Source organism: Paenibacillus sp. 1-18, from assembly GCF_000520755.1.
Taxonomy (GTDB): domain Bacteria; phylum Bacillota; class Bacilli; order Paenibacillales; family Paenibacillaceae; genus Paenibacillus; species Paenibacillus brasilensis.
In genome coordinates this window covers 16,893-32,194 of the sequence record NZ_ASSB01000330.1, presented here as the reverse complement: position 1 = coordinate 32,194, position 15,302 = coordinate 16,893, and the positions used below count along the sequence as shown (strand labels likewise).

At 45.6% G+C, this 15,302-nt stretch carries 13 protein-coding genes; all 13 read right to left on the bottom strand.

Annotation, left to right across the window (positions count from 1 at the left end; translation table 11 throughout):
* Positions 1–110: 110 nt before the first annotated feature.
* The gene (locus L693_RS0121485; RefSeq protein ID WP_025719852.1) at positions 111–4,427 is read right to left on the bottom strand and encodes a PolC-type DNA polymerase III; all 4,317 of its coding nucleotides are present in this window, start codon (positions 4,425–4,427) and stop codon (positions 111–113) included.
* 254 nt (positions 4,428–4,681) lie between these two features.
* Positions 4,682–6,130 carry a proline--tRNA ligase gene (gene proS, locus L693_RS0121480; protein ID WP_025719851.1) on the bottom strand — a complete coding sequence of 483 codons (1,449 nt, stop codon included), beginning with the start codon at positions 6,128–6,130 and terminating at the stop codon, positions 4,682–4,684.
* A gap of 51 nt (positions 6,131–6,181) precedes the next feature.
* Positions 6,182–7,453, bottom strand: a complete 1,272-nt coding sequence (gene rseP / locus L693_RS0121475) for an RIP metalloprotease RseP (protein ID WP_025719850.1) — start codon at positions 7,451–7,453, stop codon at positions 6,182–6,184.
* 109 nt (positions 7,454–7,562) lie between these two features.
* The gene (locus L693_RS0121470) at positions 7,563–8,702 is read right to left on the bottom strand and encodes a 1-deoxy-D-xylulose-5-phosphate reductoisomerase (protein WP_025719848.1); all 1,140 of its coding nucleotides are present in this window, start codon (positions 8,700–8,702) and stop codon (positions 7,563–7,565) included.
* Positions 8,703–8,855: 153 nt separating this feature from the next.
* Complete coding sequence (locus L693_RS0121465) at positions 8,856–9,647, bottom strand: phosphatidate cytidylyltransferase (protein ID WP_025719847.1); 792 nt, start codon at positions 9,645–9,647, stop codon at positions 8,856–8,858.
* A gap of 17 nt (positions 9,648–9,664) precedes the next feature.
* Positions 9,665–10,432, bottom strand: coding sequence for an isoprenyl transferase (locus tag L693_RS0121460; protein WP_025719846.1), 768 nt, complete (start codon positions 10,430–10,432; stop codon positions 9,665–9,667).
* An 84-nt stretch (positions 10,433–10,516) separates the two neighbouring features.
* Positions 10,517–11,071: a ribosome recycling factor gene (gene frr / locus L693_RS0121450; protein WP_025719844.1), complete on the bottom strand. Its 555-nt coding sequence runs from the start codon at positions 11,069–11,071 to the stop codon at positions 10,517–10,519.
* Positions 11,071–11,799 (bottom strand): UMP kinase, encoded by a 729-nt coding sequence (pyrH, locus tag L693_RS0121445; protein ID WP_013309918.1) that lies wholly within the window; start codon positions 11,797–11,799, stop codon positions 11,071–11,073. Before pyrH ends, frr begins: the two co-directional genes overlap by 1 nt.
* 119 nt (positions 11,800–11,918) lie before the next feature.
* Entirely contained in the window at positions 11,919–12,569 is a 651-nt protein-coding gene (tsf, locus tag L693_RS0121440) for a translation elongation factor Ts (protein WP_025719842.1), read from the bottom strand.
* Positions 12,570–12,701: 132 nt separating this feature from the next.
* Positions 12,702–13,400: a 30S ribosomal protein S2 gene (gene rpsB / locus L693_RS0121435; protein WP_025719840.1), complete on the bottom strand. Its 699-nt coding sequence runs from the start codon at positions 13,398–13,400 to the stop codon at positions 12,702–12,704.
* A gap of 255 nt (positions 13,401–13,655) precedes the next feature.
* On the bottom strand, positions 13,656–14,303 hold the full coding sequence (locus L693_RS0121430; RefSeq protein WP_025719839.1) for an endolytic transglycosylase MltG: 648 nt from the start codon (positions 14,301–14,303) through the stop codon (positions 13,656–13,658).
* The gene (locus tag L693_RS0121425) at positions 14,300–14,932 is read right to left on the bottom strand and encodes a hypothetical protein (RefSeq protein ID WP_025719838.1); all 633 of its coding nucleotides are present in this window, start codon (positions 14,930–14,932) and stop codon (positions 14,300–14,302) included. Before L693_RS0121425 ends, L693_RS0121430 begins: the two co-directional genes overlap by 4 nt.
* 41 nt (positions 14,933–14,973) lie before the next feature.
* Positions 14,974–15,294 carry a hypothetical protein gene (locus L693_RS0121420; RefSeq protein ID WP_025719836.1) on the bottom strand — a complete coding sequence of 107 codons (321 nt, stop codon included), beginning with the start codon at positions 15,292–15,294 and terminating at the stop codon, positions 14,974–14,976.
* Positions 15,295–15,302: the final 8 nt, after the last annotated feature.

Genomic DNA, 15,302 nt, shown 5'->3' with positions numbered 1-15,302 from the left:
TGGGTTTCCCCACTCTTTTAGCAACGGTTTTATCTCCATGATTACCAAAAAAATTATAACATAACCGTAGTTATGTGACAAGTGCCAGAGCTTGACTACTATGGTACGAATTAAAACAGAGACAGCTGATTACTCTCCGGCAGACCACGGAAGCATCCCATCTGGGACAGCATTTCGACAATGGTTTTACTGGACTTCGACTTTTGCTGAAAATCCTCGACAGACAAAAACTCACCCTGCTCGCGGGCAGCTGCGATGTTACGCGCCGCATTATCACCAATCCCCTGAAGGGCTCCGAACGGAGGGATGAGCGAATCTCCATCCACTTTGAAGCGTGTAGCTTCGGAACGGTACAAATCAATGGATTTGAAACTGAAACCGCGAGCTGTCATTTCCAAAGCCATTTCCAGGATCGGCAGCATCCCTTTTTCTTTTGGCGGTGCCTGAAAACCAAGCTGCTCGATTTCGACAATCTTCCTCGCGATCGCATCATACCCCTGACAGCACAGCTCAATATCAAAATCGGCTGCACGTACTGAGAAATAAGTCGCATAATATTCAATCGGATGATACAGCTTGAAATATGCTGTACGCACCGCTGAAATAACATAGGCTGCAGCATGCGCCTTTGGAAACATGTACTGGATTTTCAGACAGGAATCAATGTACCATTGTGGCACCTTGCATTTTTTCATTTCCTCAATCCATTCGGCACTAAGTCCCTTACCTTTACGCACGCTCTCCGTAATTTTAAAGGCCAGACCTGCATCCATCCCCGCCTTGTAAATCAAAAAGAGCATGATATCATCCCGGCAACCAATTACGGTTTTGATGTTGCAGGTATTATTTTTGATCAATTCCTGCGCGTTCCCCAGCCATACGCCCGTACCGTGAGACAAACCGGATATTTGCAGTAAATCGGCAAAAGAACTCGGCTGCGACTCTACCAGCATCTGGCGTACAAACTTTGTCCCCATCTCTGGAACACCATAGGTTGCAACAGGTGTACGGATTTGCTGCGGTGTTACACCGAGTGCCTCCGTGGAGTTGAACATGCTCATCACCTTAGGGTCATTCATAGGAATTGTCGTAGGATCAACCCCGGTCAAATCCTGAAGCATCCTCATCATGGTCGGATCATCATGGCCCAGAATATCGAGCTTGAGTAAATTCGCATCAAAAGCGTGATAATCAAAATGCGTCGTTTTCCATTCCGAGCTCGTATCATCAGCCGGATATTGCACCGGTGTAATGTCCTCGACCTCAATATAATCGGGAACAACAACGATCCCGCCTGGATGCTGTCCCGTACTGCGTTTTACACCTGTACAGCCGGAAGCCAGCCTGTTCAGCTCGGCCCCGCGCCATTTTTTATGGTGTGCCTCTTCATATTTTTTTGCAAAACCAAACGCCGTTTTCTCGGCAACCGTACCGATGGTTCCTGCACGGAAAACACTTTTTTCACCAAACAGCACCTTCGTATAGTTATGTGCGACAGGCTGATATTCTCCGGAGAAGTTCAAGTCAATATCGGGAACTTTATCTCCTTTAAAGCCGAGGAACGTTTCAAAGGGGATATCCTGCCCCTCACCCTTGAGCTTGCCTCCGCAATTCGGACAGTTTTTATCTGGCAAGTCAAACCCGCTCGGTACACTTCCGTCCAAAAACCATTCGCTGTGTCTGCATTCAGGATTACCACAAATGTAATGGGCAGGCAATGGATTAACCTCAGAAATACCGAGAAAAGTAGCTACCACAGATGAGCCAACAGACCCCCGTGAACCTACCAGGTATCCATCCTGATTAGACTTTTTAACCAGACGCTCGGAAATGAGATAGTTAGCGGAGAAACCGTATTTAATAATAGGTTCCAATTCTTTTTCAAGACGAGCTACAACGACCTCAGGCAAGGGTTCACCATAAATGGATTGAGCCGTCTCATAGCATGTATTACGGATTTCCTCGTCGGCTCCGTCCAGCAATGGCGTAAACAGCTTGTCAGGGAACAGTTCCAGTTCCTCAAAACGGTCCGCAAGCTCGCTGGTGTTTGTCACAACGACCTCATAAGCTTTTTCCTCACCCAAAAACTCGAACTCCGCCAGCATTTCATCCGTTGTCCGCAAATGAGCATCCGGCTTACGGATATCCTTTAGCGGGCTAAATCCCGTAATGCCATGAATGGTGATATCACGGTACAGCTTATCGCGAGTCTCCAAATAGTGAACATTGCCTGTAGCAATCACGGGCTTATCAAGTCGTTTTCCTATTTCGCATACTTTGCGTAAGGCCGTTTTCAGGGCATCAGGTCCGCTTACCAGCTGCTTTTCCACCAGATGCATATACATCGTTAAAGGTTGAATCTCCAGCACATCATAAAACTGGGCGATTTCCTCGGCTTCCTCCTCGGATTTATTCAACACGGCCTCGAAAAATTCTCCTTTTTCGCAGCCGGAAATGATGAGCAGTCCGTCTCTCATTTCAGACAATTTAGATTTAGGAATACAAGGCACACGCTTAAAATATTCGGTGTGAGACATCGATACCAGCTTGTACAGATTTTTTTTACCTATCGGATTAAGGGCATAAATGCAGCAGTGGAACGGACGAGCGGTCGATAAATCCTTTCCCACATAGTCATTCAAACGGTCGAGCATTTTCATACCTTTAATTTGTTCCGCATCATTCAGCAAACCATTCAACACCTCTGTCAAAGCAACCGTATCATCAATGGCTCGGTGATGGCTTTCAAGCGCAACCTTATATTTGGTCGTCAGTGTATTCAAGCGGTGATTTTTCATGGTTGGAAAAAGCAAACGGGCCAGTTCCAGCGTATCCAGTACCGGATTGGTCATTTCAGGCAAACCCATCTTTCGAAGAGTTGCCTGGATAAAACCGACATCAAATCTCGCATTATGGGCAACCAACACAGCATCGCCAGCAAAAGCTACGAACTCCTTCATAACTGGTTCCACATCGGGTGCATCCTTGACCATTTCATCGTTAATGTTGGTCAATTGCTGAATATTGTAGGGAATACGCTCATGCGGATTAACAAAGGTAGCATAACGGTCAACTTCCTTGCCTTCATGCATTTTGACAGCCGCTATCTCAATGATTTTATTTTGCGTGACGGACAAACCGGTAGTTTCAATATCAAAAACGACATAAGTCGCTGTTTTCAAATTTAACGGCTGCGCCTGCATCACAACCTCAACTGCATCATTAACCACATTGGCCTCAATGCCGTAGATCATTTTAATTCCGTTTTTCTTTGCTGCCTTAGCAGCATCAGGATAGCATTGCACACCACCATGATCGGTGACCGCAATCGCCTTGTGACCCCATTTGGCGGCTGTTTTGACATATTGGTCAATCGAGGCTACAGCGTCCATTGCGCTCATCTTCGTATGCAGATGGAACTCAACCCGCTTTTCCTCTGCATTATCCTTGCGAGTAGGTGGAGCCTGTACTTCAACCAGATCGGAAGGAATCATAACCAGCTCGGGAATTTGCATAAAACGATCGTATTCTACTCGACCGCGGACTTTGACCCATTTTCCGTTAGCCAGCAGGCTAAGTATCTTTAGATCTTCTTTTGTTTTTGCAAACATTTTCATCTGTAGCGAATCACTAAAGTCCGTCAAATAGAATGTAAACAGTGTACTGCCATTACGCAGCTCTTTACTATCCAGACCGAAGATTGTTCCCTGTAACGTGACCTTCTTTTCTTCGTCCTGAATATCCTGCATCGGAACAGGTGGTTCTTTGATTTCATAACCAAATTGAAGCCGGACATCTCCCTCTTCCTCATCTTCAGGCGGCATTTCAGATTCCATACTTTCCATCATCTTCTGAATAACTTCGCGTTCTTCCTGCATCTTCTTCTCTTGGAACTGCTGCAACGCCTCCTGGTTACTTTCACCCACCTGAATTTTAACGCGCATGGAGAGTCCAAAATATTTATCGTAAAATTTGATAATAGCTTGGTCAATCTGTTTTTTACGTGCCAGCTCCAGCGACATGCTATCGCTCATCGTCAGTATGAATAGCCCATCTTCCCACTCATGCACAGCCCGATTCATCCAACCGTTTACAGAGGGAATTTCACGATGCACCCACTCCAGAAAAAGCTTCCAGTATTCGCCGATAATATCACCAGGTTGAACCTGCTCACTATAATGAAACTGAAACGTTATTTTAGCGATATGATTCATCTTTTCCTGTACCTGAATGCAAAACGTACGGTACACCTGAGCAGGGACAAGTGTCTCCTTGACAATGATGATATTCCAATCCTTATTGGTAAGACTAATTTCCACCTGATCAATCCAACCGTCCAAAAAGTAAGGTTCAACCACTCCTGCAGGCATCACAACCTGTTTCATCAGCAGTTCCAGCCGCTTTCTTTTTTCTTCAGCTCCGCCCATGGCTTTCCCCCCATTTTCTAATGATGCTAGCCTAGCTGTCTTCTTAGTGTACAGCTGTTCTCCTCATGTTCAATTCTACATTCTGAAAACATGAAAAGCTTCTGCGTCAAAAACATCTCCGACCGCAAAAGCTTTTCGTAGCCCACCTCACCCCTCCATCACGGCAATATAAATCCTACGGGGCATTGCCACGTACAGTTATACTGCTGGCAGAGAAAATGAAGCGAGTATAATGGGTTTGCTTTACTTCTTTATTAGTACGCCCGTGCGAACACTACAGTATGCTTGGCTGGTTTGCCACAGCACAAACATATGGTCTTTTGCTCGGTTGTTTTAAACGGTATATTACGGCTTGTAGCACCTGTTACTTCTTTGACCTTGTCTTCACATTCCTCAGATCCACACCAACCTGCCAAAGTAAAGCCACGTTTTTCTTCCATGAGCGCCTTCATTTCATCCAGCGTATCGACGGAATAGAAGTTTTCTTCCATAAAATTCTTCGCGCGATCATACATTTCAAGTTGTACCTGTGCAAGCATTGCTTGGACTTCCTCTACCAGGTTGTCCTGCTGAACAATTTTTTTCTCCCCGCTAATACGGGATACGAGTACGCAAACACCATTTTCCATATCACGAGGTCCGATTTCCAAACGTACCGGTACACCGCGCATTTCATATTCATTAAATTTCCAACCCGGACTTACATCGCTACGGTCGTCCATTTTCACACGTACACCTGCTTGCTTCAACTCAGTGAACAGTTCATCTGCACGCGCGATAACTGCATCACGCTTCTTAGGTGGTCCGATTGGAACCATAACGACTTGCGTAGGTGCAACTTTAGGAGGCAAAGCCAGACCACGATCGTCTCCATGGACCATAATCAGTGCACCAATCAAACGTGTACTTGTTCCCCATGAAGTTGTATGTGCGAACTCCAGATTGTTTTCACGGCTCAAATATTTAATATCAAATGCAACCGCAAAATTGGTCCCCATATAATGGGAAGTCCCAGCTTGTACTGCACGCCCATCCTTCATCATCGCTTCCAATGAGAAGGTATCCTTCGCACCTGCAAATTTTTCAGATGGTGTTTTTTGCCCAGTAATAACCGGAATAGCCAGAACTTCTTCGATGACCTCTCGGTACACTTCCAGCATTTTCATCGTTTCTTCGCGTGCTTCTTCCTCTGTTTCATGAGCTGTGTGACCTTCTTGCCACAAAAATTCACTTGTACGCAAGAAAGGCAATGTCCGTTTTTCCCAACGTACCACGTTAGCCCATTGGTTAATTAGCACAGGCAGATCTCGATAGGATTGAATCCATTTGGAGTACATATGTCCAATCATCGTTTCCGAAGTCGGACGGATTGCAAGACGCTCTTCCAGCTTTTCCCCTCCAGCCTCGGTTACCCAAGGAAGCTCAGGATTAAATCCTTCCACATGCTCTTTTTCCTTTTGGAAAAAGCTTTCGGGTATGAACATTGGAAAATAGGCATTTCGATGCCCCGTTTCTCTGAAACGTACATCCATGGCTTCCTTGATGTGCTCCCAAATTTCAAAACCATCTGGGCGGAATACAATACACCCGCGAACCGGGGAATAATCCATCAGTTCTGCTTTTTTAATAACATCAATATACCATCGGGAAAAATCTTCGCTCTGTGGCGTAATTTCCTCGACAAACTGTTTATCGTTCGACATAGAAATGCATGTCCTCCCATACAGACCGTTTTTATATAAGTCCGCTTCTAATTAACCATTAATTAAGCGTAAAATATCGTTGTACGTGACCGCGATCATAAGCAGGAACAGCATAGCAAAACCAACGAAATGGACCATTCCCTCTCTACCCGGATCAATGGGACGTCCTCTAACCGCCTCCACACCGAGGAACACAAGTCTGCTACCATCCAGTGCCGGGATCGGCAACAAATTAAATATCCCCAGATAGAGACTCATGATAGCAGTCCAATACGTTAACTGCTCAATGCCCTGCTTGGCAATTTGTCCCGTCACTTCAAAAGTACGTACTGGGCCGCCCAGATCATTAATAGAAAAGCGTTGAATGAGCTGGCTAAATCCTTGGAAAATAATATCGGTTGTTCTTACCATGGATTGACCGGCAAATTTAAACGTCTCTCCAACGCCTGCCTGACGCTTTGGAAGTTCAGGCACGATACCTACTTTGCCGCCCTTTTGCCCCTCCATTGCACGAGGTGTTATAGTGAGATCGAATGTTTGATTATCCCGGCGAACTTTCCACTTCATCGGCTTATCCTGAGAATCAGCAATCAGCTTGATCAAATTTTCAACATTCGCACCAATTGCAGTACCATTAACCGATTCAATGATATCTCCCTTATGCAAATCAGCCTCAGCAGCAGGCATCCCCGCTGTAATTTCACTAATTTGAACATAAGTGGGGTTTTCCACTTGTATCCCGACCATTTGGATATGCAGACCAAACAGAATAAAAGCAAGAATAAAATTCATCAGTGGCCCAGCAAAAATAGCCATTGCACGCTGTCCCACCGTTTTACTGCCATACTGCCGGTCCTTCGGAGCAATTTGAATGGATTGTCCTTTGGTTACCATCATCGCTTGCGGGTGCACAGTGTATTGCTGATCTTCGCCATCCACATCCAATTTTACAGTCAGCGCCTGTTCCAGATCAATATCCAACACTTCACCACGCACTACATTTTTACGGTTATCCAGCTGATCCAGATAAATGGTTTTAACGACACCGTCCGTTACGCGTACAGCAATCGTTTGTCCGGCTTCAATTTCATTGACCTCCGGATCTTCTCCCGCCATGCGGGCAAAACCACCGAAAGGCAACAATCGTAGCGTAAATCGCGTCTCGTTTCTTTTATAAGAAAACAGTTTCGGACCGAAACCGATCGCAAACTCCCGTACCAGAATCCCGGCGCGTTTGGCAAAATAATAATGCCCCCATTCATGCACCGTCACTATGACGAAAAACATGAGCACCGTCATCAACACTATTTGAATCGTTTCCAATCGTTTTCGTTCCCCTTTCAATGAGATCGAGTTTGTACTCCTAGATTATCATTATTCTCCAATCCTGCACAAGAGAATCACATTTCGCTTTTCCAATCCCAAGTCAGCCTTATAGCCCGGCAGCTATGCTGCGAGTTTCACGATCACAGGCTTCAATCTCAGACAGATCAGGGTTAGCCACATTGACATGTCGCTCCAGCACACGTTCAATAATAGACTCAATATACAGAAAAGGAATTTCTCCACGCAGAAAACGGGTAACAGCAATCTCATTAGCTGCATTAAATGCGGTTGGTGCTGTACCACCCATTTTACCACATTCACAGGCAAGTCTTAAACAAGGAAAACGATTAAAGTCCATTTCCTTAAAATGGAGCTTTCCCACCTCTGCTAGTGACAGCGGTTTTGCCGGGGATTTCATCCGCTCAGGATAAGTCAATGCATATTGAATGGGTACTCTCATGTCCGGATTCCCTAGTTGGGCAACAATGCTTGTATCCTGAAACTCCACATAGGAATGAATGATGCTTTCCGGATGAAGCAACACGTGAATTTGCTCATAGTCAAGCCCAAACAGCCAGTGTGCCTCTATGACCTCCAGCCCTTTGTTTACCATCGTTGCTGAATCAATCGTAATTTTGGCGCCCATCGACCAATTAGGATGCTTGAGTGCGTCTTCCACCGTAACTGTACGAAGCTGTTCTCTTGTCAAATCTCTGAAAGAACCGCCCGATGCCGTGAGGGTGATATGTGCCACATCTTTCATGCGCTCACCATTCAAGCATTGGAAGATAGCTGAATGCTCACTGTCAATCGGCAGCAACGGCACTCCTTTCGCCCGAGCTCGCTCTGTGACCAGATGACCGGCAGTAACCAGTGTTTCCTTATTGGCCACTCCAATCTGCTTCCCAGCCTCAATCGCGGCCAGCGTGGAGTGCAATCCGACACTGCCCATTACAGCCGTCACAACCATATCTGCTTCTGTATTTGCAGCCAGCTCAACGAGTCCTTCATTTCCCCAATGCAGTTCCATGCCGGATGGCAGTAAAGGACGAATTTCCTCCGCCAGCTGCTTGGTACCGACAGACACTTTTTTAGGCTGATAAAAATGCGCCTGTTCAGCAAGTAGCTTTATATTAGAACCGCCCGCCAAAGCCTCAACAGCAAACTCATCCGGGTGCATGGAAACTACATCCAGCGTTTGTGTTCCAATAGATCCGGTTGAACCGAGTACCGTAATTTTTTTCATGATGCACCTTCCTATCCTGAAAATCACTTTTATCCAGGAGCTCATTGTTTGTTATTCAGGGCAGCTATGCTATTGGTTTCATCCTTAGAATGACGCGGCGTGAGCAGCATAGAGATTAATCCTGAGCATGAACTAATAATCACCAGGTAAGTTTCATGGAAGCAGCATCAGCATATGTACAAATGGAAAAACGACAATCCAGCTGTCGCAGCGGTCTAATATCCCGCCGTGTCCTGGCAGCAGATTACCGGAATCTTTAATGCCGTACACTCGTTTATACGCAGATTGTACCAAATCGCCCAGTTGCCCCACAACCGCACAAGCCAAGCCAATACCGAAGGCTTTGGACCATGGCAGCAGTCCTCCTGACAATCCGGCGAATAGCAGAGCTATAACCAGTGCTAAAACAATCCCACCGATGGACCCTTCGACTGTTTTGTTTGGACTAATCGCAGGCCATAGCTTCGTCTTTCCTGCCATTTTACCTACAAAATAGGCCCCTGCATCACTTGCCCATATACAAGCCAGCAATAAAAAAGTCCATAATAGCCCATGTTCCATATGACGTGATTCAGCAATATACGAAAATCCAAAACCTATATAAACGGTACCAAGGAATAGCATAGCTACCGTTTGAATAGGGATTTTGTTCTTTGTTCCTACTGTAATGATCATAAAAGCTATCATTAGCAGCCAAAGCATGCTGGCAAAGGATAGTGGTGAATGCAAACCCAAAGGTTGATAAGGGAACACAAAAGCCAGTATGCTCACGTACCCAAGTAATGCCGTACCCCCAAAAGGAGATACATGCGTCATTCGTGCGAACTCATAAAATCCGATAAGGGCCATTGCCAAAATAAGCAAATGGTAGGCCAAGCCGCCCCACAGGACCATCGCCAAAAAGAATACGCCTGCCAGAATACCGGTAATTAATCTCTGTCTCAACGGCTTTCATCCTCCATTTACTTCAGTCCGCCATACCGTCGTGATCTTTGCTGATATTCGATCACTGCCTCGTATAAATGCTCTTTCTTAAATTCAGGCCAATAAATATCCGTAAACCATAACTCACTATAAGCAAGCTGCCAGAGCATAAAATTACTAAGCCTAAGCTCACCACTTGTCCGAATCAGTAAATCAGGGTCTGGCATATCACTGGAAAGCAATGTGTTACCGATCATATCGGACGTTATATCTTCCGCTTTGAGCTTCCCGCTCTCAATTTGGCGTCCCAACGTCTGCATACATTCTGTGATTTCCAGTCGACTTCCATAATTTAATGCAAAATTAAGAACAAGTCCGGTATTATTTTCGGTTCGCCGAATCGCTTCAGTCAGCGCATCAACGGTATGAGAAGGTAAGTGTTCCTTGTTTCCCATCATACGTACCTGCACATTTTTTTCAATCAGCTCATCCAGCTCAATAGCCAGAAATTCCTGTGGTAGCCTCATTAGAAAATCAACCTCGTCCTTTGGACGCGTCCAATTTTCAGTCGAAAAAGCAAACATAGTCAAATACTTAATGCCCAGTTCATCCGCTGCAATTGCTGTGCGTTTCACCGCCTTCATTCCATTTTGATGCCCTACAATCCGCGGCATTCCAATCCGTTTGGCCCATCTGCCGTTTCCATCCATGATGACAGCAACATGCTGCGGAATATTGTCTTTTGAAATGGCCGGTGTTTGCTGATTTTGTTCCCTGTTCCACCAAGACCGAACCCGTTTGATCATTCCAGTTCCTCCAGCATTCTCTGAAAATGTGCCTCAGGCTTGAAAAGAGACAAACCCCACCGTAAGGGAGGGGCTGCCATTCTTTTAGACTTCCATAATTTCTTTTTCTTTTGCAGCTAAAACTCTATCCACTTCAGCGATATATTTATCGGTCGTCTTCTGGATATCTTCCTGATGTTTACGAGATTCGTCCTCGGAAATATCACTTTTCTCCATTTTTTTGATATCATCATTTGCATCGCGGCGGATGTTACGAATAGCGATCTTCGCTTCTTCACCGTTCTTTTTCGTCATCTTTACCAGCTCAGTTCTGCGCTCCTCTGTCAAAGCAGGAATGCTCAGACGGATGGTATTCCCATCATTCGAAGGCGTCAAACCCAGATCGGATTTTTGGATAGCACGCTCGATGTCTGCCAAGGAGGATTTGTCCCAAGGCTGAATCATCAAGGTCCGACTGTCAGGGGTGTTTACGTTCGCCAGTTGGTTGACTGGAGTCATTGCGCCGTAATACTCAACCTGCACACGGTCCAGTAAAGCTGGTGTCGCTCGCCCTGCACGCAAAGATGAAAGATCACGTTGCAATGCCTGAATTGCTTTTTGCATGCGCTCTTCTGCGCTTTTTTTCACGGATTGTGGCATTAATTTACACTCCCTTTGACGATCGTACCGATTTTCTCACCCAGCACGACACGTTTAATGTTACCTTGCTCTGTAATAGCAAAGACAATCAACGGAATATTGTTATCCATGCACAGCGAGGAAGCTGTGGAATCCATGACACCGAGGTTTTTATTGAGTACATCCAAATACGTGAGCTGCTCATATTTCTCGGCTGTGCTATCTTTAAACGGATCGGCTGAATATACACCATCCACTTTATTTTTAGCCATCAGAATCACTTCGGCTTCAATTTCAGCAGCTCTCAAAGCAGCTGTAGTGTCAGTCGAGAAGAACGGATTCCCTGTACCTGCAGCAAAGATAACAACCCGGCCTTTTTCCAGATGACGGATAGCTCTACGACGGATATAAGGCTCTGCAATTTGTTGCATCGCGATGGATGTCTGCACACGTGTAGGTACTTCAATTTGCTCCAAAGCATCCTGCAAGGCAAGTGAGTTCATTACCGTTGCCAGCATACCCATGTAATCTGCCGTTGCCCGATCAATCCCGTTGGCGCTACCAGCGATACCACGCCAGATATTACCGCCTCCACATACGATAGCAACTTCTACACCCAGTTCCACAACATCTTTGACTTGCTCGGCAATGGATGCGATCGTGTCTGCATCAATTCCATAACCGTTTGGTCCCGACAGCGATTCTCCACTAACTTTCAGGACTACACGCTTAAACACAGGTTTTTCCAAATGATCACCCTCCAATATTATTTATATTTTATGTAACAGGATAAGTGTCCTGTTGCAAGAAAAGGAACACTGATGTGTTCCATTTCCGTTTTTTATATTCGATTACCATTCATTGGTAATTATTGTTTTACTTGAGACATAACTTCATCGTAGAAGTTGTCTTCTTTTTTCTCCAGACCTTCACCCAGCTCAAAACGAACAAAGCGACGCAAGGAAATGTTTTCACCAATCGTACTGATTTTCTCGTTGATAAGTGTGGAGATTGTTTTGTCTGGATCTTTGATGAAAGATTGCTCCAGCAAGCAGAATTCTTCGTAGAATTTACCGATGCGGCCTTCAACCATTTTTTCAACGATTTTTTCTGGTTTACCTTCGTTCAAAGCTTGTGCTTTCAGGATTTCTTTTTCTTTTTCAATCTCTTCCTGTGGCACTTCTTCACGACGAACATAACGAGGGTTCGATGCAGCGATGTGCATTGCGATGTCGCGTACAAAATCTTTGAACTGGTCAGTTTTAGCTACGAAGTCTGTTTCGCAGTTTACTTCTACCAGTACGCCGATACGACCGCCTGCATGGATGTAGGACTCGACAACGCCTTCAGTAGCAATACGACCTGCTTTGTTGGCTGCAGCTGCAAGTCCTTTTTCGCGCAGAACTTCAACCGCTTTTGTCAAATCACCATTTGCTTCTTCAAGCGCTTTTTTGCAATCCAGCATTCCTGCGCCTGTTTTTTCACGAAGCTCTTTTACTGCGCTAGCATTAACTGCCATATTATTTCCCTCCAAATTTGGTTTTCCGTGGTATACACAAGTTTTATCCCTTAAAAAAAGGGTAGTGAGAGGTTATACACCTGCCAACCACCCTTTTCATTTAATTCATATAGGTATTTCCTAAAGGAAATATTATGCTGTAGTTTCTTCGCCTTGGTTTGCTTCCATAACTGCATCAGCCATTTTACCAGTCAGCAATTTAACAGCGCGAATCGCGTCATCGTTACCTGGAATAACATAGTCGATTTCATCTGGATCGCAGTTAGTATCAACGATACCAACGATTGGGATACCCAATTTACGGGCTTCAGCAACCGCAATACGTTCTTTGCGTGGATCAATGATGAACAGGGCGCTTGGAAGACCCTTCATGTTCTTGATACCGCCCAGGAATTTTTCAAGACGATCTTTTTCTTTGCGAAGAATGATAACTTCTTTTTTAGGAAGAACTGCGAATGTACCGTCTTCTTCCCAAGATTCAAGCTGTTTCAAACGATCAATACGTTTTTGAATGGTTTGGAAGTTAGTCAAAGTTCCACCCAACCAACGTTGGTTAATGTAGAATTGACCAACGCGTTCTGCTTCTTCTTTAACAGAATCTTGCGCTTGTTTCTTTGTGCCTACGAACAGGATTGTACCATTCTCAGCTGCAATGCTTTTTACAAAGTTGTAAGCTTCCTCAACCTTTTTCACTGTCTTTTGCAAGTCAATGATGTAAATACCGTTTCTTTCAGTGAAGATATAACGATCCATTTTCGGGTTCCAGCGACGTGTTTGGTGACCAAAGTGAACCCCAGCTTCCAAAAGCTGTTTCATGGAGATTACTGCCATCTTCACACACCTCCTAAGTTTGGTTTTTTGTGTGTCCTCCGCCGACATCATCTTTCATAAAGACTTTCTATTGAAAGCACCCTTTACGAAATTAACCGACGTGCGTTTTTAACACCGTCAATTAATATACCATAACACTTGCATCGTTGCAACTAACTTTTCGACAATAGTTGAATCCATGCAAAAGCGACCCGTTTACTTCAATCTGTCGAGCTTTTTAGCAAAAAAAATAAAGCCGTCCACTTCCCGTACTGGTCAGTTGGACGGCTTCTTCGTAATTTTAGTAATAATAGAACCGAAATCCTCACCTTTGGCAAACTGGTAGGTACCGGTACGAATTTTGGTATTGATTTTTTGAGCCTTAGCCGCAGCCTCAAATGCACTGGCATCTGACACAACGCCCGCCTTTTCCAATCCAGATGCCACACTTCTCAAATTACTTCCCGATGCAATGCTATATCGCACTTGCGGAGTAGCAGGCTGCTTAGGGGTATCTGGAGTAGTTGCAGCACCAGATCCTTTCGTTTGCGGCTGTTCCGGATTTTTCATTATAGTCGTACTGGCCGCAGGCTTGGAAGCAGTCGAAGGCGCGCTGTTCGCAGGTGCTTTTGGTGTTGATGGCGTTTGGGCTGGTTTTGCCTTTTGGGGTGTAGTCGGTGTTTTGCTGCCTTCCTTGATCACCTTATTTCGCCATTCCTCTTCCGTCATCTTCGGATCAGAACTGTCACTGATCTGAAGATTTAATCCGGCTGCCGCCTTCTCCAATTGCTCACGGGTCATGTTTTTCGGATCCATTGAGGATGGCTGTGATTGTCCCTGACCGATCATCGCCAGTTGCAGCAGCAGTGCGCCTGTTACAAGTCCGGTACCCATGCCCAGCATAAATGAACGATTTTTGATCACTTCAGATCCTCCCGTTCTGCCAGTTGCAATATGAGCTGTACCTCACCCCGCTGGATACCTGATTGCTTAGCTATGTAATCCACCGATTTCCCCTGCTCATAGAGCGCAAACAGCTCTTGATAACGATCACGGATTGATTCTGGCTCCTGTTCAGTTTCAGGCTCTTGCAACGCCGTCTGGTCATGACCAGCTATAAGAGGAGCGTTTGAAACAGAATGCTCTTCTTGTATGGACATAGAAGACTGCGGTCTGTGGAACTGGCCATAGGCAGCCGCTGCCTGTTGAGAAATACCTGTATAGCGTATTTCCTCAGACACAGGCTCCATTTGAGCAGAGGCCGCAGCAATCGCAGTCTGTCGCTCGAGCTCGACGATTCGGTTCCGCAGCTCAGCCACCTGCTCCTGTAATGCCGCCTGCTTAGCTGCGTGTTCCTGCTTCATACCAGATACGAGTTCAATCAACTCGTCATTATCGCTTTCAATATCGGCCATGTATTGCTCCAGTATAGCCTCGACCTTTTGGACGACGACCTCTTCTGTTCCCCGATCCGGCTGACGCTTAGGCAGCAGCCAGGCGTAGACAACAGCTGCAACGCCCAGCAGAACAATATAAATCCATGGTTGGTCCACTGCCCATCGTCTCCTTTAATTATGCTTCTCCCCTGTTGTCATCAGAGCGAAAAATCAATGTGGTGTCCCTTGTACGGATGCTCTGCCGGATGCTCTTTTGGCAGCTCGTTCTCAGCAGTTCGTGAACGGTTCTGCTGTGAAGATTCCCTGCTCTGGCCTCCTGTTTGCCGTTCATCAACAAATGTTTCCGCAGACTCATCTACCGCACTGCTTCGCTGACGCATGTTCTCCGTCTCCAGCGCGGTCTTTTGTCCTAGCAGTGCCTGGTCATTCATCGGCCGCTGCTGGGACTCACTTTGGTATCTACCTGCTTCACTGGTACGAGGCACAGCAATTTGCAATTCAACAGCTTTCAAGCTCATTGGACCAC

Bases quoted from the DNA above. Each gene is read 5' to 3' on its own strand.
- L693_RS0121485 (WP_025719852.1), bottom strand. From the start codon at position 4,427: ATGGGCGGAGCTGAAGAAAAAAGAAAGCGGCTGGAACTGCTGATGAAA.
- proS (WP_025719851.1), bottom strand. From the start codon at position 6,130: ATGTCGAACGATAAACAGTTTGTCGAGGAAATTACGCCACAGAGCGAA.
- L693_RS0121470 (WP_025719848.1), bottom strand. From the start codon at position 8,702: ATGAAAAAAATTACGGTACTCGGTTCAACCGGATCTATTGGAACACAA.
- L693_RS0121460 (WP_025719846.1), bottom strand. From the start codon at position 10,432: ATGATCAAACGGGTTCGGTCTTGGTGGAACAGGGAACAAAATCAGCAA.
- frr (WP_025719844.1), bottom strand. From the start codon at position 11,071: ATGCCACAATCCGTGAAAAAAAGCGCAGAAGAGCGCATGCAAAAAGCA.
- tsf (WP_025719842.1), bottom strand. From the start codon at position 12,569: ATGGCAGTTAATGCTAGCGCAGTAAAAGAGCTTCGTGAAAAAACAGGC.
- rpsB (WP_025719840.1), bottom strand. From the start codon at position 13,400: ATGGCAGTAATCTCCATGAAACAGCTTTTGGAAGCTGGGGTTCACTTT.
- L693_RS0121420 (WP_025719836.1), bottom strand. From the start codon at position 15,294: ATGAGCTTGAAAGCTGTTGAATTGCAAATTGCTGTGCCTCGTACCAGT.